Source organism: Aeromonas bestiarum, assembly GCF_000819745.1.
Taxonomy (GTDB): Bacteria; Pseudomonadota; Gammaproteobacteria; order Enterobacterales; family Aeromonadaceae; genus Aeromonas; species Aeromonas bestiarum.
The window spans coordinates 82,072-108,322 of sequence record NZ_CDDA01000021.1 but is presented as its reverse complement, the minus strand read 5'-3'; the positions used below and the strand labels follow the sequence as shown (position 1 = coordinate 108,322).

The window sequence follows — 26,251 nt, the reverse complement described above, 5'->3', positions numbered from 1 at the left end:
TTGTTTCTTTTTTGTTGGTCATTTCCTAGAATCGAGCGGGTTTGTATAAAAAACGTCCGCAACGCTATATTTAAATGCTGAATAATTGGCTAAAAGCTGTTTTTTTAACCATGAAGCCCAGCCTCGCCTGACAATATCTATTGCATTATCAGAAATGTCAGGGAATTATGCTGGCAGCGGGGTACTTATCTCGTTGATGGACAAATGCATGGAATGTTCTTGTTGGAGTATGGAAATGACTCATAAAAAAACAATGATTAATACCCTCTTGGTGGCAGCTCTGTTTGGCGGTGTCAATGTGGCGCAAGCCGCTGATGTTCCCGCAGGCACCAAGCTGGCTGATGTTCAGCAGTTGGTGAAAGGCAATGGCTCCGAGCCGGCAACGCTCGATCCCCACAAAACCGAAGGAACGGTTGAATCCAATATTCTGCGTGACCTGTTCGAAGGTCTCGTGAGTTCAGGCCCCAAGGGGGAAGTGCTCCCTGCCGTGGCCGAGTCCTGGGAAACCAAGGACAACAAACACTTCGTGTTCCACCTGCGCAAAGATGCCAAGTGGTCCAACGGGGATCCCGTGACAGCCCACGATTTCGAGTTCGCCTTCAAGCGGGCCGTGGATCCCAAGACTGCGTCGCCCTACTCCTGGTATCTGGAGATCCCGACCATAGTCAATGCCAGCGAGATCATCGCCGGCAAGAAGCCGTCTGACACCCTGGGTGTGAAGGCGGTCGACGACTACACCTTCGAAGTGCAGCTGGAAAAAGCGATCCCTTACTTCGTCAGCATGCTCTCCCACACCACCACCTACCCTGTGCCCAAGAAAGTGGTAGAGAAGTTTGGTGACAAGTGGACCCAGCCAGGCAACATGGTATCCAACGGTGCCTATCAGCTGAAAGACTGGGTGGTGAACGAGCGCGTCGACATCGAGCGCAACCCCAACTACTGGAACAACGCCAAGACGGTGATCAATACTGTCACCTACCTGCCGATCCAGTCCACCAACGCCGAGCTGAACCGTTATCTGGCGGGCGAAGTGGATCTCACCTACAACATGCCCATCGAACGCTTCAAGCAGATGAAGAAAGAGAAGCCCGATGAGCTGAAGGTGAGTGGTTACGTCGGTACCTACTACTACCAGTACAACTTCAAGAAGAAGCCGTTTGATGACGTGCGCGTGCGGACCGCACTCTCCTACGCCATCGACCGCAACGTGATCGCCGAGAAGGTGATGGGCAAGGGTGAGACCCCAGGCTACACGCTGGTGCCTGACTTCGTGGACGGCTTCAAGCCGGTGGCCCCCGAGTGGTCCAAGATGACCCAGGCGGAGCGTGACACCAAGGCCAAAGCCCTGCTGGAAGAAGCCGGTTTCGATGCCAGCAAGCCGCTGAAATTCGAGCTGCTCTACAACACCGACGACAACCACAAGAAGGTGGCGGTCGCCGTTGCTTCCATGTGGAAGAAGCTGGGCGTGCAGGTGAGCCTGGTGAACCAGGAGTGGAAAACCTACCTGGAGACCAAGAAGCAGGGTCAGTTTGACGTGGGCCGTGCCGGCTGGATCGCCGACTACAACGAAGCCTCTTCCATGCTGGATCTGATGCAGACCACTCACGGCAACAACGACGGCAAGTACTCCAACCCGGTGTTTGACAAGCTGATGACGGAGTCTCGCGATCAGGTGGATGAAGCCTCCCGCAACAAGCTCTATGTCCAGGCCGAAGAGATCCTGGCCAAGGACATGCCGATTGCCCCCATCTACCAGTACGTGACCTCCCGCATGGTCAAGTCCTACGTGGGCGGCTACCCGGCCAACCCGCTGGACAACCTCTACAGCAAAGACATGTATATCATTGCTCACTGAGTAAAATAACAAGTCGCATAACAAGCAGGCCCGCCGGACGGCGGGCCTTTATTACAACCGCGACCCTTTGGAAGCAGTACAGGACAGGAATTGTCTATGTTGAAATTCATTCTTAAACGTCTACTGGAAGCGATCCCGACTCTGCTGGTCTTGATCACCGTCTCCTTCTTCATGATGCGTTTCGCACCGGGTAACCCCTTCACCAGCGAACGTTCCCTGCCGCCGGAAGTGTTGGCCAACATCGAGGCCAAGTACGGCCTGGACAAGCCCATAGGCGTGCAATACCTCACCTATCTTGGCAACCTGGTGCAGGGCGATCTGGGGCCTTCCTTCAAATACAAGGACTTCAGCGTCAATGATCTGGTGAGCCAGGCGTTGCCTGTTTCCGCCAAGATCGGGAGCGCGGCTTTCGTCTTTGCCGTCTTGCTGGGGGTGACCTTTGGCACCATAGCGGCCTTGAAACAGAACACCCTCATCGACTATCTCTTGATGTCGTCGGCCATGGCCGGGGTGGTGATCCCGGGCTTCGTGCTGGCACCCTTGCTGGTGCTCTTTTTCAGCATCTATCTGGGCTGGTTCCCGGCTGGTGGCTGGCAGGGGGGCGGGGTGCAATTCATGGTACTGCCGGTATTTGGCATGATGATGTACTACATCTCCGCCATCTCGCGCATCATGCGCGGCAGCATGATCGAGACCATGAACTCCAACTTCATCCGCACCGCCCGCGCCAAGGGCCTGCCGCTGCGTCACATCATCCTCAAGCACGCGCTGCGTCCGGCCATGCTGCCGGTGGTCTCCTATCTGGGTCCGGCCTTCGTCGGCATCATCACGGGTTCAGTGGTGATCGAGACCATCTTCGGCCTGCCGGGGATTGGCCAGCTGTTCGTCAACGGTGCCCTCAACCGTGATTACTCCATGGTGCTCGGGCTGACCATTCTGGTCGGCGCCCTCACCATCACCTTTAACGCCGTGGTCGATATTCTCTATGCCTTTATCGATCCCAAGATCCGTTACTAAGTCGGGAGTACATCATGGTTGTCACAACTGAAAAACGCGAAGCCATAGCGGCGTTCGCACAGCAAGTGGAAGTGGTGGAAGGACGCTCCCTGTGGAAGGATGCCCGTCGCCGTTTCCTGCGCAACAAGGCAGCGCTGACCAGCCTCATCATACTGACCATTATCGGTCTGGCGGTGATAGTGGGGCCGCACCTGTCCCAATACACCTTCGACGATCCGGACTGGGGCGCCATGCAGGCCGCGCCTGACATGGAAACCGGCCACTGGTTCGGCACCGACAGTCTGGGGCGCGATCTGTTCGTGCGCACCCTGCTGGGGGGCCGCATCTCGCTGATGGTCGGCATCATGGGCGCCATGGTGGCCGTGGTCATCGGCACCCTCTACGGCGCAGCCTCCGGCTTCATCGGCGGGCGGATCGACAGCCTGATGATGCGCGTGCTGGAGATCCTCAACGCCTTCCCCTTCATGTTCTTCGTGATCATGCTGGTGACCTTCTTCGGCCGCAATCTGGCGCTCATCTTCATCGCCATCGGTGCGGTGAGCTGGCTCGACATGGCGCGGATCGTGCGAGGCCAGACCCTGAGCCTCAAGAGCAAGGAGTTTATCGAGGCGGCCCATGTCTGTGGCGTCTCCAAGTGGAAGATCATCACCCGTCACATAGTACCGAACGTGCTCGGTATCGTGGCCGTCTACGCCACCTTGCTGGTGCCGGGCATGATCATGTTTGAATCCTTCCTGAGTTTTCTGGGCCTCGGCGTCCAGGAACCCATGACCAGCTGGGGTGCCCTGCTGGATGAAGGCTCCAAGTCGATGGAAGTGGCCATCTGGCAACTCTTGTTCCCCGCCGGTTTCATGGTGGTGACCCTGTTTTGCTTCAACTTCCTCGGGGATGGTCTGCGTGACGCACTCGATCCGAAGGATCGATAACAAGAGCGGCTAAGGATCGATAAGGAGTTTTTATGAAATTACTGGATGTAAAAGATCTGCGGGTCGAGTTCAAGACCCCGGACGGCAATGTGGTGGCGGTCAATGACCTCAACTTCTCTCTCGCGGCTGGCGAGACCCTGGGGATCGTCGGCGAATCCGGCTCCGGCAAGTCCCAGACGGCCTTTGCCATCATGGGGCTGCTGGCCAAGAACGGCATCATCACGGGCTCGGCCAAGTTTCAGGGCGACGAGATCCTGAACCTGCCGGAGCACAAGCTCAACAAGATCCGCTCCGAGAAGATCGCCATGATCTTCCAGGACCCCATGACGTCGCTGAACCCCTACATGAAGGTGAAGGATCAGCTGATGGAAGTGCTGATGCTGCACAAGGGAGTGAGCAAGGCCGAGGCGTTCGAAGAGTCGGTGCGCATGCTGGATGCGGTCAAGATCCCAGAGTCGCGCAAGCGGATGAACATGTACCCCCACGAGTTCTCCGGTGGCATGCGTCAGCGGGTTATGATCGCCATGGCCCTCTTGTGCCGGCCACAGCTGCTCATCGCCGATGAGCCGACCACGGCGCTGGACGTGACGGTGCAGGCCCAGATCATGACGCTGATGAACGAGCTCAAGCGCGAGTTCAACACCTCCATCATCATGATCACCCACGACTTGGGTGTGGTGGCTGGCATCTGTGACAAGGTGCTGGTGATGTACGCCGGTCGGACCATGGAGTACGGCCGGGTGAACGACATCTTCTATCGCCCGAGCCATCCCTATACCGAAGGCTTGCTGCGCGCCATTCCCCGCCTCGACACCGAAGGGGAAGAGCTGCCCACCATTCCGGGCAATCCGCCCAACCTGCTGCGTCTGCCCACCGGCTGCCCCTTCCAGGAGCGCTGCCATCGGGTGCACGAGATCTGCGGCCAGCAGTCACCTGTTCTGACGCCGTTCAACGACGGCCGTGAGCGGGCCTGTCATTGGGTATCGGATGCCATGATCAAGGGGGCGAATTAAATGGGTACTGACAAGAAACTGCTGCTGGAAGTGTCCGACCTCAAGGTCCACTTCAGCATCAAGAGTGACAGGGCCTGGCCCTGGGCCAAGCCCTCGGCGTTGAAGGCGGTAGACGGTGTGACCCTGCGTCTGTATGAAGGGGAGACCCTGGGTGTGGTGGGCGAGTCCGGCTGTGGCAAGTCCACCTTCGCCCGTGCCCTCATCGGCCTGGTGCCGGCCACCGACGGCAAGGTGGTGTGGCTTGGCAACGATCTGACCAAGCTCGACCAGAAGGCGCTGCGGGAGAAACGCAAGGAGATCCAGATGATCTTCCAGGATCCGTTGGCCTCCCTGAATCCGCGCATGACCATAGGCGACATCATCGCCGAGCCGCTCATCACCTTCTATCCGAACCTCTCCAAAGAGCAGGTGAAGGAGAAGGTGCGCACCATGATGACCAAGGTGGGCCTCTTGCCCAACCTGGTGAACCGCTATCCGCACGAGTTCTCCGGCGGCCAGTGCCAGCGTATCGGCATCGCCCGGGCGCTGATCCTGGAGCCCAAGATGATCATCTGTGACGAGCCTGTCTCGGCGCTGGATGTCTCCATCCAGGCTCAGGTGGTGAACCTGCTCAAGGCTATCCAGAAGGAGATGGGGCTGTCGCTCATCTTCATCGCCCACGACTTGTCCGTGGTCAAGCACATCTCGGATCGGGTGCTGGTGATGTACCTGGGCAACGCGGTGGAGCTGGGCACGCGCAAGGAGATCTTCGCAAACCCCCTGCACCCCTATACCAAGGCGCTGATGTCGGCCGTGCCCATTCCGGATCCGGATCTGGAGCGTAGCAAGGTCATCCAGATCCTGGAAGGGGACTTGCCATCGCCCATGAACCCGCCGTCCGGTTGCGTGTTTCGCACCCGCTGCCCGGTGGCAGGCCCCGAGTGCGCCAAGACCCGCCCCATGCTTGAGGGCAACTTCGACCATGCAGTCTCTTGCCTCAAGGCCGATCCGCTTTGATGCCGGTTTGTTGAATGCGTTTGTGGGGCACCCTGGTGGTGCCCCGATTAATTTGGGCCAGAGGTGAAGATGTCTCTTGGCGTTATCTTTGGCCGCTGTTACTATCCGCCCAACAAGGGGAGTAACTTCTCGCTGGTTTGTCGTCATTACGGTGCACCCATATCCTGCAGTGCACCCGGCAGCCGGGCAGTTGATGCAATTCAGCTGTAAGTGAGACCTTGCCGAGAGGCAAGGTGTATCTGCTCCAAACGCAAACCCACGCCTCTCGGTCGTGGGTTTTGTCGTTTTTGGGAGAGGTGAAAAATGGGTGAATGGTGGATGTGGACCGGTTTCTTCAGCATAGTGCTGGTCCTGTTATGGATTGACATCCGCTTTGTCGGTGGTGGCAAGGCGCACAAGGTGTCCCTCAAAGAGGCCGGTGTCTGGTCCCTCATCTGGATCAGCGTGGCGCTGCTCTTCAACCTGGCCATCTGGTTCTGGCTGGATCACAGCGCAGGCCGCGAGATCGCCAACCAGAAGGGGCTGGAGTTCCTCACCGGCTATCTCATCGAGAAGGCGCTGGCGGTGGACAACGTCTTCGTCTGGCTGATGCTGTTCGGCTACTTTGCCATTCCGGCCGAGCTGCAGCGCCGGGTGCTGCTGTACGGGGTGCTGGGTGCCATCGTCATGCGGGCCGGCATGGTGTTCGCCGGCAGCTGGCTCATCGAGCAGTTCCACTGGATCCTCTACCTGTTCGGCGCCTTCCTGTTGCTGACCGGGGTCAAGATGCTGTGGGCCGCCGACAAGGAGCCGGATCTGGCCAACAACCCGCTGCTGGGCTGGATGCGTCGTCGCTTCAAGGTGACCGAGACACTGGAGGGGGAGAAGTTCTTCGTCTGGCGTGACGGCGTGCGTTACGCCACTCCGCTGCTGCTCATTCTGGTGCTGGTGGAGGTGAGCGATCTCATTTTCGCGGTGGACAGTATCCCGGCCATCTTCGCGGTGACCACGGATCCCTTCATAGTGCTGACTTCCAACATCTTCGCCATCATGGGTCTGCGCGCCATGTACTTCCTGCTGGCGGGGGTGGCCGAGCGTTTCGCTCTGCTGAAATACGGCCTGGCGCTGATCCTGATGTTCATCGGGGTCAAGATGCTGTTGCTGGATGTGTTCAAGATCCCGACCGGCATTGCATTGGGCGTCGTAGCGCTGATCCTGCTGGCGTCCATGGGATTGAGCCTCTGGGTGACTCGCAAAAAGGCCGTTTGAAGGCGCTGTAAATAATCTCGGCGGGATCTGTTCAAGATCCCCCTGAGTGACATAGCGCTGGGTGTGGTAGCCCTGATCCTGCTGGCGTCCATGGGGCTGAGCCTCTGGGTGACCCGTAAAAAGGCCGCTTGAACGCGGCAGACCATAAAGCACTGACAACAAGGGCTCCCGCGGGAGCCCTTTTTTATGGCAAAGACTTGCTTAGCGCTTGATCTTCTTGGGGTTGGTGTAGCCCCAGATGGTGTACATGTCCGCCAACAGGGCGCCGTTGTACTCTTCCAGATCAGCCTGTTTCACTTCGGCCTCACCCTGACGGCCAAACAGCACCACCTCGTCGCCGGGTTTCACCCCTTTCAGATCGGTCACGTCCACCATGATGGTGTTCATGGAGGTCTTGCCGACCACCGGCACCTTCTGACCCTGGATCAGCACATAGGCCTTGTTGCTCAGCGCACGGCGGTAGCCATCGGAGTAGCCCAATGGCAGGTTGGCGAGCCAGGAGTCACGCTTGAGGGTGAAGGTACGGTCATAGCCGACGGTGTTGCCGGCCGGGTAGTGGTTGACCGAGGCCACCTGGGTCTTGAACGCCATGACCCGCTTGTATTCGGTGTAGGAGGGGATGGAGTCGCCGTACAGCAGGCCGCCCGGGCGCACCATGTCGAAGTAGGCGTCCGGCACTTCCAGGGTGGCGAAGGAGTTGGCGGCGTGGATGGTGAGCTTGCTGCGATCCAGCTTGCCCGCCTCGATCAGCCACTGGGAGTCCAGCTTGAACTGGGCCAGCCCCAGCTTGACGTCCTCTTTCTCTTCCACCGGGAAGTGGGTCATGATGCCGACCGGGGTGATCCCCTTGAGCTTGAGCATGGCCAGCGCATCGGCCTTGGAGTCCGCCAGACGCAGGTCTATGCCGTTGCGGCTCATGCCGGCGGAGTTGAGACCTATGTGCACCGGGATATTGGTATGGTGACGCTGGGCGATGTCGGCTATGCCCTGGGCGCTCACCAGGCTGCCGATCAGCTCTTCCATCTTGTAGGGCAGGGCCTGCTCCACTTCGTCCGGGGTGGCAGATCGCACCCGCATCAGGCGGCCGGTGAAGCCCTTCTCACGGGCCACGCGGGCCTCTTCGTTGCTGGCGATGCCGATGCAGGGGATGTTGGCCTTGACCACGGAGGGCACCAGCAGGTCGATGCCATGACCATAGGCGTCCGCCTTCATGATGGCGCAGATCTGCGGGCCCTTGTCACCGAGGCGATCCTTGAGGGTCTGGATGTTGTGCTCGAAGGCGGTCAGGTCGACTTCCAGCCAGGCATTGCTGGCGGTCTGCACCTCGCCGTTGCGATGATCGCTGGCCAGCGGCAGGTAGGGCGCGGCGACGGCCTGACCGGCCAGCAGGCCCAGGATCAAGGTGGCCAGCAGTGTCTTCTTGTGCATGGGGTGGTTCCTTTTTTATTGTTGGGGTTGAGGTGCATGACGACCCGATCTCGGCCTTTGCCATGCAGATGGGATAGAGTGTAGCCAAGGCATTGTTATTGTTATGAACTTTGTCAATTTTCCACGGCGCTATTCCCGTCGGGAAGTGTATCGCAAGGTGTCGATTGTGGCACCTGTCATGGGAGTCAATAGATGATAGATCTAGAGTGTCGTGTGCCGCCCGTGCTGTTGTTCGGCATAGTGGCGCTGGGCATGGTGGCGTGGGGCGGAACCGGGGAGGGGTGGCCCGTCCCGGCGCTGTTGCTGGTGCTGCTGGGAGGAGTGTTCGGGTTTGGCGCCCTGCTGCGTTTTCGCCGCCAGGGCACCACCGTCAGTCCGATGCGGCCCGAGCAGGCCAGTGCGCTGGTGACGGGCGGGCTATACCGTCTCAGCCGCAACCCCATGTACCTGGGGCTGGTCTGCTGGATGATGGCGCTGGCCTGCTATCTGGGCGGGCTGGTGGCCTGGCTCGGCCCGTTGCTGCTGTGGGGCTGGCTGGATCGCTTCCAAATCGTGCCGGAAGAGCGGGCGCTGCGAGCCTGTTTCGGCGAGGCGTATGCAGAGTACTGCCGGCGGGTACGCCGCTGGTGCTGAACTCGTCCTAAGGGGCAGGCAGCAGCCAAAAAAATGGCCCGCATCTGCGGGCCGTTGTGTATCTTGCTGGCGGGATAAATCACGCCTTGGCGGTATCCGCCTCATCCAGCGGCTCGGTTTCACCCAGGCTGTCTTCGGTCTTGGCCACCACGCTGGCGGCGATGGCGTTGCCCAGCACGTTGGTGGCGGAGCGACCCATGTCGAGGAAGTGGTCTATGCCGAGCAGCAGCAGGATGCCGGCTTCCGGAATATGGAACTGGTTCAGGGTGGCGGCTATGACCACCAGAGAGGCGCGCGGCACGCCGGCCATCCCCTTGGAGGTGACCATGAGCAACAGCAGCATGGTGATCTGCTGGGCCAGGGAGAGCTCTATGCCATAGGCCTGGGCGATGAACATGACCGCGAAGGTGCAGTACATCATGGAGCCGTCCAGGTTGAAGGAGTAGCCCATGGGCAGCACGAAGCTGGCGATGCGCTTGTCACAGCCGAACTTCTCCAGCCGATCCAGGGTCTTGGGATAGGCGGCCTCGGAGCTGGCGGTGGAGAAGGCCAGCAGTATGGGTTCGCGGATCATGGCCAGCAAGGTCAGCACGCGGCGGCGAATGAACAGGCTGCCCATGGCGATGAGCAGCAGCCAGAGGCAGGCCAGGGCCAGATAGAACTGGGCCATGAAGGTGCCGTAGGTGGCGAGTATGCCGAGCCCTTCCTTGGCGACCATGGCGGCGATGGCACCGAACACGGCGAACGGCGCGAAGTTCATCACGTAGCCGGTCACCTTCAGCATGATCTCGGCGGCGCTTGCCATCAGTTTGACCACGGGTTTGGCGGCATCGCCCAGCGCGGCGGCGGCCAGCCCGAAGAAGAGGGAGAACACCACTATCTGCAGGATCTCGTTGGTGGCCATGGCCTCAACCACGCTTTTCGGAATGGCGTGGGTGACGAAATCCTTGAGGGAGATGGCACCGGCGACCACGCCGGAACTGGCGGCATCATCCGGCAGGGAGAGGGAGAGCCCCACGCCCGGTTGCATCAGGGTGACCATCACCAGACCCAGGGTCAGGGAGAGCAGGGAGGCCAGCATGAACCAGCCCAGGGTCTTGGCACCGATGCGGCCCACGGTGCGGGTATCGCCCATCTTGGCGATGCCGACCACCAGGGTGGTGAAGACAAGGGGAGCGATGATCATCTTGATCAGGCGCAGGAAGATGTCGGTCAGTATGGTGATGTCACTGGCAAAGCCAGCAGCCTGATCCGGGGCAAACATGCGATAGCCCTGACCAGTCAGGATGCCAACCAGCATCGCGATGAGGATGGCAGCCGTCAATTTATTCATTTTCATGGGGGGGGTCCCAGTTTTGATAAGTGCAAAGCGTTTAGGGTGGCAGGGGTGCCACTTCAGTCCGTTTTTGTGATCCGGGCCGTAGATTCCTGACAGCCGGTGTGCTGGCAGCATGCCTAATCCGGGGGGGTAAATCCAGAGCCTTGTAGCAGAATTTTATGTTGTCATTAGTTGTATGTGATATGGATCTTGCATTTAACCTATATTAATCGCCGTTTATTTTAATCTTTGCAAGATAATCAGCTTTCATGGTTCGGTCGTTTTTTGCGCTGCGGGTGAGGGTAAATATGAGCAATGCCGAGATGCGGTGCTCCACGGTGCGCTGATCCAGAAAGGGATCAGGCTCGTCGTCATCGAACCCGAACAGGGGGCGGCTTGGGGTCACCCTGACCGCATCCCGCTGCAGGGTCAATTCATTGACCTCAAGCCACTGATAACCTTCGGCTTGCGCCACTTCACCCGCCCGTTTCAGCACATACTTGCGGGCGGTTTCCCGGCTCACCAGATCGTTGCCAATAAATTCCAGCTGCCATTTGTCGGGCGCAAGCCGGGTCTGGGAGAAGCCGGTCTGGCCGTTCCAGAACGATGGCTTGCTGTGATAGGGGGTGGCGCAGCCGAGCAGCAGGGCCGCGCCGAGGCCGAGCAACAGCAGACGATGGCAAAAGACGCGGAGAGGGGGCATCTCGAACACCGGTTGGCAAAACACGGCATCACTACAGCACAAACCGATCGGCGACACAATGCGGGCAGCGTTGTGCCGCTAAGGACTGCGGCGCGCCAAAAAGAAAAGGCCTTGTCATCTGACAAGGCCTTTCTCGGGGAATTTGGTCGGTGTGAGAGGATTCGAACCTCCGACCCTCTACACCCCATGCAGATGCGCTACCTGGCTGCGCTACACACCGACGGAGTCAGCTCGGCTGACGGGGGCTGAGTTTATGGAGATGACTCGACCCTGTCAACAGGGGAAATCCCACTCTGAGACTGTTTGCCTGCTTTGCGAGCAATTGGCGCTCAAAGTACCGCCACAGCGGCTAAATCAGGCCATCGAGGGCCCATGCCAGGGGCCTTTTTCAACCCACTGTTCAGCCCACCATGCAAACGGCCGCCCGGAGGCGGCCGTTTGCATCGGCGATGAAGCGATCAGCGGTTGAAGGTCAGCCGCTTGCCCAGCACCTGATCGGTGACCTGACCGTTTTGCCAGGCGATCTGGCCGTTGACCAGGGTCATCTCCACAGTGCTGTGGAAGCGGTAGCCGTTGAAGGGTGACCAGCCGCACAGGTAGAGCAGGTTGCTGTCGTTGACCACATAGGGCTTGCCCAGATCCAGCAGCACCAGATCCGCGAAGTAACCCTCGCGAATGTAGCCGCGATCCTGCACCTGGAAGCGCTCGGCCACCGCGTGGGAGGTTTTCTTGACGATGGTTTCCAGCGAAAATACGCCGTTGTGGTAGAGCTCCAGCAGGGCCAGCATGGAGTGCTGCACCAGCGGGATGCCGGACGGCGCCTTGAAGTAGCTGTTCTGCTTCTCCTCCCAGGTGTGGGGGGCATGGTCTGTGGCTATGATGTCCAGCACGTCGTTGCGTACCGCATCCAGCAGGGCGTGCTGGTCGGCGGCCGTCTTCACCGCCGGGTTGCACTTGATCTGGCTGCCCAGAGTGTCGTAATCCGCCTCGTTGAAGAAGAGGTGGTGGACGCATACCTCGGCGGTGATGTTCTTGTCTTTCAGCTCGCTGAGATCATGGCTGGCGGTAAACAGCGACAGCTCCTTGGCGGAGGTGAGGTGCAGCACGTGCAGCTTGGCACCGTACTTTTTCGCCAGACCCACCGCCATGCTGGAGGACTTGTAGCAAGCCTCGTCATTGCGAATGCGGCCGTGCTCGCGCATCGGCACATCCTCGCCCCACTTGGCGCGGGCCTCGTCTTCCAGCACCTTGATGGAGGGGGTGTCCTCGCAGTGGGTCACTATCATCACCGGGCTCTCGCGGAAAATCGCCGCCAGAGTCTCCTGGTTGTCCACCAGCATGTTGCCGGTGGAGGAGCCCATGAACACCTTGACCCCGCAGGACTGCTTGGGATCGAGGCGCTTGATCTCGTCGAGGTTGTCGTTGGTGGCGCCGAGATAGAAGCTGTAGTTGGCGGCGGAGGAGTTGGCGGCTATCTGGTATTTGGCTTCGAGGGCATCGAGGGTGGTGGTCTGGGGATTGACGTTGGGCATTTCCATGAAGCTGGTGGTGCCTCCTGCCACGGCGGCCCGGGATTCACTGGCGATGGTCCCCTTGTGGGTCAGGCCGGGTTCCCGGAAATGGACCTGATCATCGATCATTCCCGGGATGAGGTGACGACCTGCTGCATCTATCACCACGGCATCGGGCGCCTCTATGTGAGGGGCGATCCGGGCGATCCGTTCCCCTTCAATCAATACATCCGAGGCGTAGATGCGGCCTTCATTGACCAGGGTGGCATTCTTGATTAGCAATTTGTTCATGGGGGAGTCCGGTTCCTTTGTCAGTGATCGCGGGTCATAATATCGCAAACTGCACTTTCTCTGTAGCAAGGCCTGACTGATGAAGTTATTTGTAAGAGATTTGACCGTGATCGATTCCAGCTACCTGTGTGAACGCCGTGGCATGGTGGGGGAGAGCTGGCTGGTGGATGTCGAGATGAGCGGCGAGCTCAACGAGATGAGCATGCTGCTGGACTTTGGTCGGGTGAAAAAACTGATCAAGTCGATCATCGATGAAGAGGTGGATCACAAGCTGCTGGTGCCGGCCGAGTGTGCACTGGTCCATGTGGCCCAGCTGGAGGGGGAGGAGAGCACGGTGGATCTGCTGCGCCCGGGTCGCTCCATTCACCTGCGTTGCCCCACTCAGGGCTTTGCCTTCATCCCGGCGCCCCAGATCGACAAGGAGTCCGTCACCCGCTATCTGCTGGCTGTGCTGGCCCAGCGGCTGCCCGGCAACATCAAGGATCTGTCGCTGACCCTGCGCCAGGAGCAGATCGATGGCGCCTTCTACCACTACAGCCATGGCCTGAAAAAGCATGATGGCAACTGCCAGCGCATCGCCCACGGCCATCGCTCTCCCATCGAGATCCACCTGGACGGTGAGCGGGACGGTGAGCTGGAGCTGAACTGGGCCGAGCGCTGGGCCGACATTTACCTCGGCACCGAAGAGGACAAGGTGGCCCTCGGCGAGCTGAGCCTGAGCGAGCTGGCCGAGGCGACCCTGAAGGATGCCGGCGAGCAGTATCTCGGCTTCAAGTACGTGGCACCTCAGGGGCTGTTCCAGCTGGCCATGCCGGCGGGAGAGGTGGAGATGATCGACACCGACACCACCATAGAGCTGCTGGCCTGCTACATAGCCCGCGAGGTGAAGAAGCAGGTGGGCGACAAGTTCGTGAAAATCGTGGCCTATGAAGGGGTGGGCAAGGGCGCCATCGCCTACGCCTGATCCCGCGATTCTTGCCAGAATAAGCAAGGCCCCGCATCTGCGGGGCCTTGTCGTGTCAGGGCAATGGGAAAACCGACGCCCTCATCAGGCGCTGAGCCGGAAGCGCTTGACCAGGCTCTCCTGCTGCTCGGCCAGGGAGTCGAGCTGCTGGCTGGTCTCGGCCACCCGGGCTATGCCCTGATAGTTGAGATCCGAGATATCCGAGATGCGGTTGAGGTTGGTGGCAATGTCGGCGCTGGTGGCCTGCTGCTGCTCGGCGGCGGAGGCTATCTGGCTCGACATGTCGCTGATCAGCACCACTATCCCCTGCACCTCTTCCATGGCGTTGTTGGCGTGGGAGCTCTGATCCACGCAGCTGTCCATCTCGCGGGAGCACTCCTGCATCACAGTCACCGCCTTGGCGACCCCCTGCTGCAGGTTCTCGATCATGGTCTGGATCTCGCTGGTGGACTGGGCGGTGCGCCCCGCCAGGCTGCGCACCTCGTCGGCCACCACCGCAAAGCCGCGGCCCTGCTCGCCAGCCCGGGCCGCCTCGATGGCGGCGTTGAGCGCCAGCAGGTTGGTCTGCTCGGCGATGCCGCGAATGACGTCGAGTATGTTGCCTATCTGGTTGCTCATGGCACTGACATCGCCGATCACCTTGCCGGTCTGCTGCAACTTGCCCGCCAGCTGATGGGTGGTGGTGATGTTGCCCGCCATCACCTTGCGGCCGGTCTCGGAGGCTTTCTCCACGTCCTGCACCCGCTCCAGGGTCTGGTTGGCCGCCTGGGCCACTTCACGCACCGAGGCTTCCATCTGGGTCATGGCGGCGGCGACCGAGGCGGTCTCCTGACGCTGTTTCTCCAGATCCGCCCGCACCGATTCGGTGGTGTGACGGTTGTCGTGGGCGGCGTTGTTGAGCTGGGTCGAGGCCTGGGAGAGCTGGGTCAGCACGTCCCCCATCTGCTGGATCAACAGGTTGATCTGGCTGCCGAGCTGGCCAAACGCGTTCTTGCTGCGAAAACCTATGCGCTGGGTCATGTCGCCCTGGGTCACCTCGGTCAGCACCCGCAGCAGCTCCTTGAGCGGGCGGCGAATCGCCTTGCCCAGGGTGTAGGCCACCAGAATGGCCACCAGGATGGCGATGGCGATGCTGATCCCCTGGGTGAGCGTGCTCTGGGCCTGCACCTTGCCGGAGGCGCGGATGCTGGCGTTCATCAACTGCTGACTCTGGTCGGTGATCCCCTCGAGCTTGCTCTGGATGCTGACGATGAGCTTGCTGGCCTGCTTGCTCTGCTCGCGCATTTGCTCCTGCTGCTGCATCAGCGCCAGGTACTGGGAGAGCACCCCCTCGCTGGCGGTCGTGTCGCGCACGAAGCCGTGCACATAGTGGCCCATGTCATTGTCGAAGTTCTTGAGCTCCCCCTGCAGATCTTTGATGGTGCTGTTGAACCCCTCGATCTGCATCTTGTTGCGCTTGAGCGCCCCCTCGATGGGAGCGGGTATGCTCTGGTTGAGCGCATCCATGGTGGAGAGCTCGATGGCGGAGAGCTTGGTGGTCAGGGTCTCGGATAGCATCTTGATGAAGCTGTCGTCTATGGTGATCATCATGTCGCCGAGGTTTTTCTTGAACTGGGGCAGGCTGACCTGGAACTGCCCCTTGGCCTGGTTCACCTTGTGCAAGCGGGTGAGCAGGGCCTGATGTTCGGTGGGCAGGGTGCCGGTCAGCTGCAGATAGTCGCCGACCAGCTTACTCAGTGCCGTCATCTCCCCCTGCAGCTCAGGGTGTGCCGCCGCCTGCCGGCTGAGGGTGGCGAGCGTCTTGTCGACCTGGGCCTTGGCCTGTTGCAGCTCGGCCACCTCGGCCGGGATCTGCTTGGGATCCTGCTCGGTCAGCACGTCGGTGAGCCACTTGTTGGCGCTGAGCAGGCTGATCTGGGTCTGACTGCTGGCGATCACCAACGGCATGGATTGCCGGGTGACCTGATCCAGCGCCTGATTGAGCTCGCTCTGGCTGCGAAAGGTGAGTACCGAGGTGGCCGCCATCACGGCCACCAGAATGGCAAAGCCTAAATAGACCCTCTGCAAGATGGAGAGGTCTGACATTGTTTGTTTCATTATTGTCCCGCTGTATATGCAAAAGTCCCTTGCCTGAATACCCCGTCCATTTGATACCCTGCTACCACCCTGGGCGAGCGACGCCATCTGACGTCTTCCGGCTATCGGTATTTTTAACAATAACTGAAGAGAATGGGACAACGGCTGTGTCAAATGTCGGCTTGTGTCACACTTGGCGGGCCCTGATGGCCACCTCGGGAGCCGCTTGAGGTTGGTGTTGAATTTTCTTTTTCATATAAAGGAGTTATCCATGGCGCAAGAAACCATTTTCAGCAAAATCATCCGTAAAGAGATCCCCGCCGACATCCTTTATCAAGACGATCTGGTGACCGCATTCCGGGACATCCAGCCCAAGGCCAAGACCCATATCCTGATCATTCCCAATGTGCTGATCCCCACGGTCAACGACGTGGAAGCCGAACATGAGCTGGCGCTGGGTCGCATGTTCACCGTGGCCCGCAAGCTGGCCAGCGAGGCGGGGATCGCCGAGGATGGTTATCGCCTGATCATGAACTGCAATCGCCACGGCGGGCAGGAGGTCTATCACATCCACATGCATCTGGTAGGGGGTCAATCCCTGGGGCCGCTGCTCTGCCTGTGATGCACCGCTTTTCTCGTCTGGCCGGCCTCCTGCTGGCCAGTGCCCTGCTGGGGGGCTGCGCCTCCCACTGGCAGGACATGTTCGTCTCCTATTCCGATCAGATGGTGCCGCTGCGCAACCAGCTGCTGCTGGGGCACGCCGCCGAGGCGCTGCCCGAGGTGCGCGAGTCCACCCTGGGGGATGACACCTATGTGCTGGACCGGCTCGAGCAGGGCCGCATTGCCTGGCTGGCCGGTCAGGATGCGGGCAGCAAGCAGGCCTTCGCCGCCGCCGACAGCCGCCTCGAGTGGGAAGACAATCAGGCCCAATACCGGCTGAGCCAGGGGCTGGGTCAGGCGGGCAGCCTGCTCACCAACGATCAGAGCATGGCTTACCTGACGCCGGATTATGAGCGCACCATGCTGCACCACTATCTGGCCCTCAACTACCTGCAGCGGGGAGACGCCGACGGCGCCCTGGTGGAGGTGCGCCGGGCCAATCAGGTGCAGGAGCGTGCCCTCAAGGCGCGGGCGGGGGAGGTAAGCAAGGCCAGAGAGAAAGGGGCCGAAGCCAGTACAGAGCGGGAGATGCGCCAGCTGATGTCGCGCGGGGCACCGGATCTCGACCGGCTGATAGGCCAGGTGAAAAACGGTTTCCAGAACGCCTACACCTTCTATTTCTCCGGCGTGCTCTATGAGGCGGCCGGGGATCTCAACGATGCCTGGGTCGACTATCAGCGTGGCTACCAGATAGCGCCGGACAACCAGAGCCTGCAGGATGCCTTGCTGCGCCTGGCGCGGCTGCGGGGCTCCCCCGATGAGCTCAAGGAGACGGAGAAGAAGCTGGGTCGCAAGGCGCCGCCTTTCACCAAAAATCAGGGGCAGCTGGTGGTGCTGTTTGAAGATGGGCTGATCCCGGCGCGGCGCGAGCTGTTCCTGCCGCTGCCCATCTCCACCTCCAGCGGCGATTTTCGTACCTTTACCGTAGCCGTGCCCTATTACGACAACCGGGCCAGCAACACGGGTCCGCTGACGGTGTCGGTGGGCAAGCGGGTTGAGCAGACCAGCGAGCTGGTGCGGCTGGAGGCGCTGGCCGCCAAGGATCTGCAGGAGCGGTTGCCGGGCATGCTGACCCGTCAGGCGCTGCGGCTGGTGACCAAAGAGCAGCTGAGGCGCACCGCCGCCAAGGAGGGGGGCGATGTGGGCAATATTCTGGTCGGCATCTTCAATACCCTCTCGGAGCGGGCCGATACCCGCAGCTGGCTTACGTTGCCGGCCCAGGCGTCCAGCTGGCAGAGCATGCTGCCGGCAGGCGAGGTGCAGCTCACCCTGGGGGCGGGTAGCGCCATGCGCACGCTGCCGCTCACCGTTCACGGCGGGCGTACCACCCTGGTGTGGGTGCAGCGGCTCGGCGCCGGCCTGACGACCCGGGTGATGCCGCTCTAGGCACCCACTCAAACGACAATGACACCCATGACTGATCGGTTGTGCCCCTGTGGCCGCCGGCTAAGGAGATCGAGATGAAAGCATACGGGTTGGCCCTGGGGTTGGTTATGCTGCTGACCGGCTGCGCCACCAATACCTCCGGCGTGGCGCTCTATGGCGCGGCGGGCGCTGCGGCGGTGGCGGAGCAGCATCAGAACGTCAATGTGACCCTGACCGAGCTGAGCCGGCGCGAGCAAAACGGCCTGCTGCAGGTCAATGTGGCGGCGGCCAGCACCCAGCGCGGTGACAACAAGCTGCAATACCTGTTCTATTGGTATGATGAGGCGGGGCAGGAGGTGGCCAGCGATGGTCGCGGCTGGACCCCCATCAAGCTGCACGGCTATCAGATCCGCACCCTCTCTGCCCTGGCGCCGAGCCCGGCCGCCCGGGGATACCGGATTTACGTACGCGAAGTGATTGAGGAATCCTACTGATGAAAATGAATCATGCCCTGCTGATATTGACCGGCGCCCTGCTGCTTGGCGGCTGTTCCAGCACCACAGTCAGCTATGGCGATCCGACCGAAACCGAGACGGTGACAGTGGACTACGGTTCATCGGATCTGCAGGCCATCGCCGACAAGATGGCGGACTCCATGCTCGCCTCGCCGGCGACCAGCGAGATCACCGCAGGCGGTCGTCCGGTGATGTTCATGGACTCCATCCGCAACAAGACCTCGGAGCACATAGATACCGAGGCCATCACGGACACCATTCGCACCAAGCTGTTGCGGGCCGGCAAGTTCCGCTTCGTCGACATGAGCAAGGTGGCGGCGGTCAAGCAGCAGCTCGAGTACCAGCAGAGCAGCGGCATGGTGGATCCCGCCTCCATGGTGCGTCTGGGCAAGCAGACCGGTGCCCGCTACATGGTCTATGGCAACCTCGCCAGCATCGTCAAGGACAACGGCAAGGTGAAGGATGTCTACTACCAGATGACCATGAACCTGATGGATCTGCAAAACGGCGAACTGCTGTGGGCCGATCAGAAAGAGATCCGCAAACAGGCGAAGAAATCCACCTTTGGCTGGTGATCTGGCGGAGCTGGAGCTGCTGGCCAGCCTGCCGGTCCCCTGGCGTTCGGGGCGGCTGGAAGCGCTGGCCAGCGGCCTGACCAACTGCAACTATCGACTGCGCCTCCCCTCGGGGCGCAGTCATTTTTTGCGGCTTGGTCATCCGGATCCCTGTCGGCTCGGTATCGACAGGGCGACCGAGTGGCAGCTCTATCGGGGGGCCATGGGGCAGGGGCTGGCGCTGCCCTGTCATCACAGCGATCCCGCCAGCGGCCTGATGCTGCTGGATTGGTGCGATGAACCCAACTGGGCCGAGGCGCCCCCGCTCCCCGCCGAGCAGCCTGGTCTGCTGGCCGAGGTGCTGGTGCGGCTGCACCGGCTGCCGGTGCCCGCCGTGGTGATGGCAGTGCGGGCTCATGCCGCCGGTTATCGCGGCCGTCTGGCCCGGATCCCTGACTGGCTGCCTGCGCTGGAGCGGGGACTGCTGGCCAGTCGCGAGCCGGCCGATTGCTGGCTCCCTTGCCATCATGATCTCAATCCGGCTAACTTGTTGGGAACCCGGCCCTGGGTCATCGACTGGGAGTATGGCGCCGCCGGCCATCCCGGTTTCGAGGTGGCCAGCATACAGCGCACCCACGGCTGGGACGACGGCCAGCGAGAGGCGCTGGAGAGCGGCTATCTTGAGCGGGCAGGGGCGCGTTTGGGAAGCCGGGGCTTTCAGAGCCAGGCCTTCCTGCCCTGGGTCGACTACATAGGCTTGTTGTGGGCGCTGCTGATGGCCGAGCACGCCCCCGGACCCGATTACCAGGCCCTGATAGACACGAATCGTCAACGGCTGGAGTAGGGCCGCTGGCGGGGGCAGGTGTTGCTCGACACGAATCGCTGCGTATCAACGCTGGCACAGGCAGGATCAGATCGATATGAATCATCAACTCGTCAATCTTTGGAGTAGTGCATGGTGACCTCCTTTTCCTGGCGTCAACCCCGCAGCTGGAGCCTGCTGCTGATCTGTCTGCTGCTGGTGGGCTGCTCCACCCGGGTGGTCTATTACTGGCTGGACGTGGCCATCGTCTGGCAGCTGGATGACTATTTCTCGCTGGATCGCAGCCAGAAGCGGCTGCTGGACAACGAGGTGAAGGGGCTGATGGCCTGGCACCGCCAGTACGAGGTGCCCCGCTATGCCGATGATCTGGATGCGCTGGCCAGGGCGGTGGCGAGCCCCATGAGCCCGGCCCAGGTCTCGCTGCATCTGAATGCGGCCCAGCAGAGCCTGACCCGCACCCTGGAGAACACGGTTCCCCGCGCCGTGCGGCTGGCCCGTACCCTGACCGAGGAGCAGGTGGCCATGTTCATGAAGGACAGGCTGAGCCGGCAGACCGAGCGGGAGCAGGATTTTGCCCGCCAGCCCAAGGCCGAGCTGCTCAAGGAGTTCACCGGCAAGATGAACGAGCGGCTGGTGTTCTGGATTGGGGAGGTGAAGCCGGCCCAGGCGCCGCTGGTGGCCCAGTGGGTGGAGTGGCAGTACGAGCTGCAGGCCCCCTGGCTGGAGTTTCAGACCGCCTGGACCAGGGAGCTGGACAGGCTGATGCAGCAGCGCCAGAGCCCGGACTTCGGCGCCCAGCTCACCGCCCTGTTGCAGCAGGGGGATGGACTCATGGATGGCCGTTTCACCGGCTACACGGATCAATCCCGCCAGCGCACCGTCAACTGGCTGAGCGCCCTGAGCCAGTCGCTGGACATCTCCCAGCGTGCTCATCTCTACACTCTGCTCAAGGGCTATGCCCGCGATTTCAGGCAGATGTCGCAGGGGTGAGTTTCGTTTTTAGCAGGGCGCCGTGCGAGGCTTGATGGCCCTGCCGCCCTTGTCCTTGTTGGGTGCCTGTGGTAGTTTGCCCTTTCTATTATTTGGGAATTAACTTTTTGAGCCTGCTGGACAAAGTGAAACTGGCGTTGATGACACTGCTCATCTCGCTCACTCTGTTGCTCTCTACTGTTTCGGTGGAGGGGCTCAAGGTATCCGCGCCTCAGGCCGCTTCCCAGCCTGGCCAGGTGATGAGCGATGCCGGCACGGGCGATCAGTCCGATACCCTGCTGGTGATCCACAGCGCCAGCGACAGCGACGACGGTGTCGTCAAGTTTGTCGGCTCCCATCAGAATCATCTGCTGCGGCTCGAACACTCCCTGCGCAGTGATCACCAGCCCGGCAGCGTCGTCTACGAGCTGATCATGAGCTGGTCACAGCAGGCGATCCTGCTGCTGCTGTGCGGCCTGCTGCTCTATGCGGCGCTCTTCTACCCCAAAAACAGCTTCCGCGACCGCTTTGCCACCATTCACCGGCACAGGTTGCAACGCCAACACCTGCAATACCGCTTCTCCCAGAGTTATCTCGCCTGATCCCGATGGGGTCCGGCCTTGCTGCACTGCCTCATCGTCTCCTGTAAAGCCTGCTCACCGCGCGTGAACGGGCGCCCAGTCTCATTTGTATTTTCTTGCGTGCCGCCTCCGCCATGGGTGGCGAGTGCGCCGCCTTCTCCTGACAGAGGCTTTTGCCATGAGAAAAAAGAGTCGTACCACCCTGAATCGCATGAGCATGTGGCAGTATGCCCTGCTGCTGCTCATGCTGTTCACCTTTGCGTTTTACTCCCTGCCCACCTTCTTCGGTGAGCAGCCTTCCCTTGGCCTGCACGGCCAGACCAGCCTGACCGAGGCACAGCGCACCCTGCTGGCCGACAACCAGATAACGCCGGTCAAACAGGTGCAACAGAAAGAGCGGGTCGAGCTGGTGTTCAACAGCCAGTCCGAACAGCAGAGGGCCAAGCAGCTGCTGGAGCAGCAGGGCTATGACAGCGCAGCCCTGACCCTGGAGTTCTACTCCAATGCGCCGACCTGGATCAGCCAGCTCGGCGCCGCCCCCATCAAGCTCGGGCTGGATCTGCGCGGCGGCTCCCAACTGCTGATCGGGGTCGATCTCAGCTTCGTGGTGGACAACCAGACCAGAAACCTGGTGGACATGCTGCGTACCCAGTTCCGCGAGGCGCGCCTGCGGGGCGCCAACGTGGCCCGGGTGAGCGAAGGGGAGGTGAGAGTCACGTTGCCCGAGGTGGCCGATCAGGCGCCCTGGCTCAACATCATCAAGGATTCCGCCGGTACCCGACAGGATCAGTGGCAACTCAATCGCAGCGGCAACGAGCTGCGGCTGGTGATGAGCGAGGCCGAGCGTACCCTGCTGGCCAACAACGCCGTGACCCAGAACCTGTCGATCCTGAAAAAGCGGATCAACGAGCTTGGCATCGTCGAGGCCTCGGTCCAGCGTCAGGGCCAGGATGGCATCCGCATCGAGCTGCCCGGGGTGCACAATCCCAAGCAGGCCAAGGAAGTGATAGGCGCCACCGCATCGCTGGCCTTCTACGAGGCCCAGGCCGACAGCCGTTTCTTCATGGCGGATCGCAGCGGTCAGGCCGTCGGTCTGGCCCGCAAGCCGGTGCTGAGCGGTGAGCACATCGTTGATGCCCGCGCCAATATGGGCGAGATGGGCCAACCCCAGGTCAATATCGTGCTCGACAGCCTGGGTGGCAGCAAGATGAACCAGTTCAGCCGCCAGCACGTGGGCAAGCCGATGGCTACCGTCTTCACCGAATACAAGACCAACGCCCAGGGCAAGCTGCGGGCCCAGAGCGAGGTGATCAACGTCGCTACCATCCAGACCGCCCTTGGCAACCAGTTCCGCATCACGGGTATTGGCAGTCTGCCAGAGGCCCAGGAGCTGGCCATGCTGCTGCGGGCCGGAGCCCTTACGGCGCCGCTGAAGATCCTGGAGGAGCGCTCAATCGGCCCGACCCTCGGCTTGCAGAACATAGAGGCGGGCTTCACCGCGCTGGCGTTCGGCATGGCGGGCATGATGCTGTTCATGATGGCCTGGTATCGCAAGTTCGGCTGGGTCGCCATCACGGCGCTCATCGCCAACCTGCTGATGCAGGTGGGCATGCTGGCCGTACTGCCGGGGGCCGTGCTGACCCTGCCGGGGATCGCCGGTCTGGTGCTCACGGTCGGCATGGCGGTGGATACCCATGTGCTGATCTTTGAGCGGATCAAGGACCGCCTGCGGGAGGGGGGGAGCCTTGCCAACGCCATCGACTTTGGCTATCGCTCGGCGTTTCGCACCATCTTCGATGCCAACATCACCACCCTGATCTGCGCCGTGGTGCTCTACTCCATCGGCTCGGGCCCGCTGCAGGGCTTCTCCATCACCCTGATCCTGGGTCTCATCTCCAGCATGGTGACCGGCATCTGGGGCACCCGCGCCATCATCAACCCCCTGTGGGGCAAGCGCAGCGACAAGCTGCTGAGGGTGTGACCGTGACCCCTGCATTCACTCTGTGCCATAGCGCCGCGCGTTCGAGCCTGCTCCGCGCCTGCACCACGCGCTTCCGGTTGGGAAGCCCGAGTCAGCTGTTGTCGAGGATAAAATTATGTTGAGAATGATCGTTGCCATGGGGCTGACCCGCTGGCGTTACATCGGGTTGTGGATCTCCGTGCTGCTGACGGTGGCGAGCATAGCCGTGCTGGCCATCAACGGGCTGTCGCTCGGGCTCGACTTCACCGGTGGCATACTGCTGGAGTTTCGCATCCAGACCCTGAAAGAGGCCCATGAACTGAACGCCCTGCTGAGCGCCCCGCTGGCAGGGGCGGTCGAGCTGAGCGGCGCCGGCATCCCGGGGGAGTGGCTCATCAAGCTGCCGCCCCACGAGCTGCCCTGGCCGGCCGAGGAGCTGGCTGTCATGCTGGGTCAACAGCTCAACTTGCCGGTGGAGCTGCTGCGCACCACCATAGTCGGTCCTCAGGTGGGTGCCGAACTGTTCCAGCAGGGGATGCTGGCGGTGCTGGTGGCGTCGCTCGCCATCTCCGCCTACCTGGCGGTGCGCTTCGAGTGGCGTCAGGCTATCGGCATCCTGGTGTCTGTGCTGCACGACGGCCTGGTGGCCATGGGGCTGTTGGCGCTGTTCAACATCGAGTTTGACCTCAACGTGATCGCCGGCCTGATGGCGGTGATCGGCTATTCCCTCAACGACAGCATCGTCATCTCGGACCGGTTGCGGGACATCTTGAGCTCACGCACCAAGCTCTCCATCCACGACTGCTCGGACGTGGCGATCAAGGCTACCTTCAGCCGCACCATGATCACCTCGGGTACCACCCTCTTTACCGTGGGCGCCCTGCTGCTGTTCGGCGGCGACGCCCTCTACGGCTTCGCCTTCACCCTGTTCGCCGGCATCCTGGTGGGGACCATCTCCTCCATCACGGTCGCCTCCACAGTGCAGGAGCTGCTGGGTCTCTCGCCCCAGGCCTACCAGAAGAAAGAGGAGGAGCTGGCAGAGGCGGCGTGATGCCCCTTGTCCACTCCCTGCATGCAAAACGGGCCCATCGGGCCCGTTTTTTTGTCTCTGTGGCTGGCCTAGAAGCCGGAGCCCGGTTGCTGCAAGAATTCGGCCTCCTCCGGCGTGCCGGTGCGACCAAGTATGGCGTTGCGGTGGGGAAAGCGGCCAAAGCGTTCGATAATCACCTGATGGCGGCGGGCAAAATCGGCGAAGCCCTCGAAGGTGGCCTGCGCCGGACCGCCGGCCTGCTCGGCCGCCAGCTTCTCGAACAGGGTCACGCTGCGGACTTGCTGCTCGCGCGATTCGGCATGCTCCAGCGGCAGGTAGAAGAAGACCCGTGCCAGCGGCGAGAGCGCCTTGTCAGCCCCCAGCGACAAGCCCTTCAGACAGAGATCCCGGGCCAGCGGGTCCTGGGCAAAGGCGCCGGGCGTGGCGCGATGGATGTTGCGTGGCAGTTGATCCAGCAGCAGGATCAGCGCCAGCCGGCCGACGGGTACCTCGGCCCAGTGGGCCAGAGAGCCGGTGGCGGCGGCTTCGGCCAGTGCCCCGAAGCGGCTGGTTATCAGCGCATCGGTTTCGCAGCTTTTTCCCCACCAGAGCGGGGCTTGCCGTTTGGCGCGGGTGGCGTCGTCGGCGTCATCGCCAAACCAGAAATCGAGCAGAGATTGCCAGGGTTGCATGGGAACTCCTTGAGCCGGGGGGACTCGGGGTGAAACAAGGCCAATTGACCCTGATGTGGTTGCTGCCTAACGGGCGGCTTCTCGTTACACTGTGCCATCTTTTGCCTGAAATAAGGACCCCCCTCTGCCCGGCGAGATGGCCTGTGTGCCCGGGGGGATGTTTCCACTGAGATGAGGAATGCCTGATATGGCCGGAACCAGTTTGTTGGCCCTGCTCGATGATATAGCCAGCGTGCTCGATGACGTGGCCCTGATGACCAAGGTGGCGGCCAAGAAGACCGCCGGCGTGCTGGGGGACGATCTCGCCCTCAATGCCGAGCAGGTCTCCGGCGTACGGGCCGAGCGGGAGCTGCCCGTGGTGTGGGCCGTGGCCAAGGGGTCGTTTCGCAACAAGCTCATTCTGGTGCCTGCCGCCATCGCCATCAGCGCCCTGGTGCCCTGGCTCATCACCCCCTTGCTGATGCTGGGGGGCGCCTACCTCTGCTTCGAGGGGGCGGAGAAGCTGGCCCACAAGTTTCTGCCCCACGAGGCGGCAGAGAGCGAGCAACACAGGGGCCCGGTGCCAGACGATCTGGTGGCCTTCGAGCAGCAGAAGATAAAGGGGGCCATTCGCACCGACTTTATCCTCTCTGCCGAGATCATTGTCATCGCGCTCGGCACAGTGCAGGGCAGCAGCCTGGGCCTGCAGATCTCTGTGGTGGCGGGCATAGCCCTGCTGATGACGGTAGGGGTCTATGGCCTGGTGGGGCTCATCGTCAAGCTCGACGATATCGGCCTGCACCTGCTGCAAAAGCCCGATGGCAGCCCCTTGCGCCGGGCCGTGGGTCGGGGCCTGCTGGTGACTGCGCCCCGTCTGATGCACCTGCTGGCACTGGTGGGGACCATCGCCATGTTCATGGTGGGTGGCGGCATTCTGGTGCATGGCTGGCCCTTCGCCCATCACCTGGTTGAAGGTGCGGCCGCAGCCCTTGCCACCTTGCCGTCCGTGGGCGCCGTGCTGGCCGCGGTGACACCGACCCTGCTCAACGCCGTGGCCGGTGTGGTGGCGGGCATGGTGCTGGTGCTGGCCATGACCCTGGTGAGCAAACTCAAACCCGCCAAATAACGGCGGCCTGTCCACTGT

Annotated in this window: 24 protein-coding genes and 1 tRNA gene; 18 read left to right on the top strand and 7 right to left on the bottom strand. The window is 61.4% G+C overall.

The features are described 5' to 3' along the window. Positions 1-235 precede the first annotated feature (235 nt). From BN1118_RS11530 to BN1118_RS11505, 6 genes are all read left to right on the top strand, one after another. Positions 236-1,855, top strand: coding sequence for an ABC transporter substrate-binding protein (locus BN1118_RS11530; RefSeq protein ID WP_043141297.1), 1,620 nt, complete (start codon positions 236-238; stop codon positions 1,853-1,855). 96 nt (positions 1,856-1,951) lie between these two features. Then, positions 1,952-2,872, top strand: coding sequence for an oligopeptide ABC transporter permease OppB (oppB, locus tag BN1118_RS11525; protein WP_043141229.1), 921 nt, complete (start codon positions 1,952-1,954; stop codon positions 2,870-2,872). Between the two features lie 14 nt (positions 2,873-2,886). Further along, positions 2,887-3,798, top strand: a complete 912-nt coding sequence (oppC, locus tag BN1118_RS11520) for an oligopeptide ABC transporter permease OppC (protein ID WP_043141227.1) — start codon at positions 2,887-2,889, stop codon at positions 3,796-3,798. Positions 3,799-3,830: 32 nt separating this feature from the next. Beyond that, positions 3,831-4,811, top strand: coding sequence for an ABC transporter ATP-binding protein (oppD, locus tag BN1118_RS11515; RefSeq protein ID WP_043556183.1), 981 nt, complete (start codon positions 3,831-3,833; stop codon positions 4,809-4,811). Further along, positions 4,812-5,807: a murein tripeptide/oligopeptide ABC transporter ATP binding protein OppF gene (gene oppF / locus BN1118_RS11510; protein WP_043141223.1), complete on the top strand. Its 996-nt coding sequence runs from the start codon at positions 4,812-4,814 to the stop codon at positions 5,805-5,807. A 303-nt stretch (positions 5,808-6,110) separates the two neighbouring features. Further along, positions 6,111-7,055 (top strand): TerC family protein, encoded by a 945-nt coding sequence (locus BN1118_RS11505; RefSeq protein WP_043556182.1) that lies wholly within the window; start codon positions 6,111-6,113, stop codon positions 7,053-7,055. Between the two features lie 201 nt (positions 7,056-7,256). Here BN1118_RS11505 and alr read toward each other — a convergent pair whose 3' ends face one another. Then, entirely contained in the window at positions 7,257-8,483 is a 1,227-nt protein-coding gene (gene alr, locus BN1118_RS11500) for an alanine racemase (RefSeq protein WP_043556181.1), read from the bottom strand. A 192-nt stretch (positions 8,484-8,675) separates the two neighbouring features. Between alr and BN1118_RS11495 the strand changes: the two genes are divergently transcribed. Next, a complete protein-coding gene (locus BN1118_RS11495; RefSeq protein WP_043556180.1) occupies positions 8,676-9,116 on the top strand; it encodes a methyltransferase family protein in 441 nt (146 codons plus the stop codon). A 79-nt stretch (positions 9,117-9,195) separates the two neighbouring features. Here BN1118_RS11495 and BN1118_RS11490 read toward each other — a convergent pair whose 3' ends face one another. The 4 genes from BN1118_RS11490 to BN1118_RS11475 form a co-directional block, all read right to left on the bottom strand. Continuing rightward, positions 9,196-10,455 (bottom strand): dicarboxylate/amino acid:cation symporter, encoded by a 1,260-nt coding sequence (locus tag BN1118_RS11490; RefSeq protein ID WP_043556178.1) that lies wholly within the window; start codon positions 10,453-10,455, stop codon positions 9,196-9,198. A 205-nt stretch (positions 10,456-10,660) separates the two neighbouring features. Further along, entirely contained in the window at positions 10,661-11,137 is a 477-nt protein-coding gene (locus BN1118_RS11485; protein WP_052449191.1) for a CC0125/CC1285 family lipoprotein, read from the bottom strand. A gap of 143 nt (positions 11,138-11,280) precedes the next feature. Further along, positions 11,281-11,357: transfer RNA gene (locus BN1118_RS11480), tRNA-Pro, on the bottom strand. 238 nt (positions 11,358-11,595) lie between these two features. After that, positions 11,596-12,939 carry a dihydroorotase gene (locus BN1118_RS11475; RefSeq protein ID WP_005314854.1) on the bottom strand — a complete coding sequence of 448 codons (1,344 nt, stop codon included), beginning with the start codon at positions 12,937-12,939 and terminating at the stop codon, positions 11,596-11,598. A 79-nt stretch (positions 12,940-13,018) separates the two neighbouring features. On the opposite strand from BN1118_RS11475, the gene BN1118_RS11470 reads away from it, so the two are divergent. Further along, entirely contained in the window at positions 13,019-13,903 is an 885-nt protein-coding gene (locus BN1118_RS11470) for a 6-pyruvoyl trahydropterin synthase family protein (RefSeq protein WP_043556176.1), read from the top strand. An 84-nt stretch (positions 13,904-13,987) separates the two neighbouring features. On the opposite strand, the gene BN1118_RS11465 is transcribed toward BN1118_RS11470, so the two are convergent. Further along, positions 13,988-16,000: a methyl-accepting chemotaxis protein gene (locus BN1118_RS11465; RefSeq protein WP_043556174.1), complete on the bottom strand. Its 2,013-nt coding sequence runs from the start codon at positions 15,998-16,000 to the stop codon at positions 13,988-13,990. A gap of 250 nt (positions 16,001-16,250) precedes the next feature. On the opposite strand from BN1118_RS11465, the gene hinT reads away from it, so the two are divergent. The 9 genes from hinT (at position 16,251) to secF (ending at position 24,457) form a co-directional block, all read left to right on the top strand. Next, positions 16,251-16,601: a purine nucleoside phosphoramidase gene (gene hinT, locus BN1118_RS11460; RefSeq protein WP_042869695.1), complete on the top strand. Its 351-nt coding sequence runs from the start codon at positions 16,251-16,253 to the stop codon at positions 16,599-16,601. Continuing rightward, positions 16,601-18,025 (top strand): COG3014 family protein, encoded by a 1,425-nt coding sequence (locus tag BN1118_RS11455; RefSeq protein WP_043556173.1) that lies wholly within the window; start codon positions 16,601-16,603, stop codon positions 18,023-18,025. The genes hinT and BN1118_RS11455 overlap by 1 nt, the downstream gene beginning before the upstream one ends. Positions 18,026-18,099: 74 nt before the next feature. Next, positions 18,100-18,498 (top strand): YcfL family putative periplasmic lipoprotein, encoded by a 399-nt coding sequence (locus tag BN1118_RS11450; protein WP_043556172.1) that lies wholly within the window; start codon positions 18,100-18,102, stop codon positions 18,496-18,498. Further along, a complete protein-coding gene (gene lpoB, locus BN1118_RS11445; protein WP_005302153.1) occupies positions 18,498-19,094 on the top strand; it encodes a penicillin-binding protein activator LpoB in 597 nt (198 codons plus the stop codon). Before BN1118_RS11450 ends, lpoB begins: the two co-directional genes overlap by 1 nt. Next, on the top strand, positions 19,084-19,917 hold the full coding sequence (locus BN1118_RS11440; RefSeq protein ID WP_043556171.1) for a phosphotransferase: 834 nt from the start codon (positions 19,084-19,086) through the stop codon (positions 19,915-19,917). Before lpoB ends, BN1118_RS11440 begins: the two co-directional genes overlap by 11 nt. Before the next feature lie 111 nt (positions 19,918-20,028). Further along, on the top strand, positions 20,029-20,886 hold the full coding sequence (locus BN1118_RS11435) for a DUF6279 family lipoprotein (protein WP_043141194.1): 858 nt from the start codon (positions 20,029-20,031) through the stop codon (positions 20,884-20,886). Positions 20,887-20,993: 107 nt separating this feature from the next. After that, positions 20,994-21,467 carry a hypothetical protein gene (locus BN1118_RS11430; protein ID WP_052449190.1) on the top strand — a complete coding sequence of 158 codons (474 nt, stop codon included), beginning with the start codon at positions 20,994-20,996 and terminating at the stop codon, positions 21,465-21,467. A 157-nt stretch (positions 21,468-21,624) separates the two neighbouring features. Further along, entirely contained in the window at positions 21,625-23,427 is a 1,803-nt protein-coding gene (gene secD, locus BN1118_RS11425) for a protein translocase subunit SecD (protein ID WP_043556166.1), read from the top strand. A 115-nt stretch (positions 23,428-23,542) separates the two neighbouring features. Continuing rightward, positions 23,543-24,457 carry a protein translocase subunit SecF gene (gene secF / locus BN1118_RS11420; RefSeq protein WP_172955328.1) on the top strand — a complete coding sequence of 305 codons (915 nt, stop codon included), beginning with the start codon at positions 23,543-23,545 and terminating at the stop codon, positions 24,455-24,457. Positions 24,458-24,525: 68 nt separating this feature from the next. On the opposite strand, the gene BN1118_RS11415 is transcribed toward secF, so the two are convergent. Then, entirely contained in the window at positions 24,526-25,128 is a 603-nt protein-coding gene (locus tag BN1118_RS11415) for a DUF924 family protein (protein ID WP_043556165.1), read from the bottom strand. A 187-nt stretch (positions 25,129-25,315) separates the two neighbouring features. On the opposite strand from BN1118_RS11415, the gene BN1118_RS11410 reads away from it, so the two are divergent. Further along, positions 25,316-26,233, top strand: a complete 918-nt coding sequence (locus BN1118_RS11410) for a DUF808 domain-containing protein (protein WP_043556162.1) — start codon at positions 25,316-25,318, stop codon at positions 26,231-26,233. Positions 26,234-26,251 lie beyond the last annotated feature (18 nt).

Coding starts and splice junctions, on each gene's coding strand:
- BN1118_RS11530 (WP_043141297.1), top strand. CDS start 236: ATGACTCATAAAAAAACAATGATTAATACCCTCTTGGTGGCAGCTCTG.
- oppB (WP_043141229.1), top strand. CDS start 1,952: ATGTTGAAATTCATTCTTAAACGTCTACTGGAAGCGATCCCGACTCTG.
- oppC (WP_043141227.1), top strand. CDS start 2,887: ATGGTTGTCACAACTGAAAAACGCGAAGCCATAGCGGCGTTCGCACAG.
- oppD (WP_043556183.1), top strand. CDS start 3,831: ATGAAATTACTGGATGTAAAAGATCTGCGGGTCGAGTTCAAGACCCCG.
- oppF (WP_043141223.1), top strand. CDS start 4,812: ATGGGTACTGACAAGAAACTGCTGCTGGAAGTGTCCGACCTCAAGGTC.
- BN1118_RS11505 (WP_043556182.1), top strand. CDS start 6,111: ATGGGTGAATGGTGGATGTGGACCGGTTTCTTCAGCATAGTGCTGGTC.
- alr (WP_043556181.1), bottom strand. CDS start 8,483: ATGCACAAGAAGACACTGCTGGCCACCTTGATCCTGGGCCTGCTGGCC.
- BN1118_RS11495 (WP_043556180.1), top strand. CDS start 8,676: ATGATAGATCTAGAGTGTCGTGTGCCGCCCGTGCTGTTGTTCGGCATA.
- BN1118_RS11490 (WP_043556178.1), bottom strand. CDS start 10,455: ATGAAAATGAATAAATTGACGGCTGCCATCCTCATCGCGATGCTGGTT.
- BN1118_RS11485 (WP_052449191.1), bottom strand. CDS start 11,137: ATGCCCCCTCTCCGCGTCTTTTGCCATCGTCTGCTGTTGCTCGGCCTC.
- BN1118_RS11475 (WP_005314854.1), bottom strand. CDS start 12,939: ATGAACAAATTGCTAATCAAGAATGCCACCCTGGTCAATGAAGGCCGC.
- BN1118_RS11470 (WP_043556176.1), top strand. CDS start 13,019: ATGAAGTTATTTGTAAGAGATTTGACCGTGATCGATTCCAGCTACCTG.
- BN1118_RS11465 (WP_043556174.1), bottom strand. CDS start 16,000: ATGAAACAAACAATGTCAGACCTCTCCATCTTGCAGAGGGTCTATTTA.
- hinT (WP_042869695.1), top strand. CDS start 16,251: ATGGCGCAAGAAACCATTTTCAGCAAAATCATCCGTAAAGAGATCCCC.
- BN1118_RS11455 (WP_043556173.1), top strand. CDS start 16,601: ATGCACCGCTTTTCTCGTCTGGCCGGCCTCCTGCTGGCCAGTGCCCTG.
- BN1118_RS11450 (WP_043556172.1), top strand. CDS start 18,100: ATGAAAGCATACGGGTTGGCCCTGGGGTTGGTTATGCTGCTGACCGGC.
- lpoB (WP_005302153.1), top strand. CDS start 18,498: ATGAAAATGAATCATGCCCTGCTGATATTGACCGGCGCCCTGCTGCTT.
- BN1118_RS11435 (WP_043141194.1), top strand. CDS start 20,029: ATGGTGACCTCCTTTTCCTGGCGTCAACCCCGCAGCTGGAGCCTGCTG.
- secD (WP_043556166.1), top strand. CDS start 21,625: ATGAGAAAAAAGAGTCGTACCACCCTGAATCGCATGAGCATGTGGCAG.
- secF (WP_172955328.1), top strand. CDS start 23,543: ATGTTGAGAATGATCGTTGCCATGGGGCTGACCCGCTGGCGTTACATC.
- BN1118_RS11415 (WP_043556165.1), bottom strand. CDS start 25,128: ATGCAACCCTGGCAATCTCTGCTCGATTTCTGGTTTGGCGATGACGCC.
- BN1118_RS11410 (WP_043556162.1), top strand. CDS start 25,316: ATGGCCGGAACCAGTTTGTTGGCCCTGCTCGATGATATAGCCAGCGTG.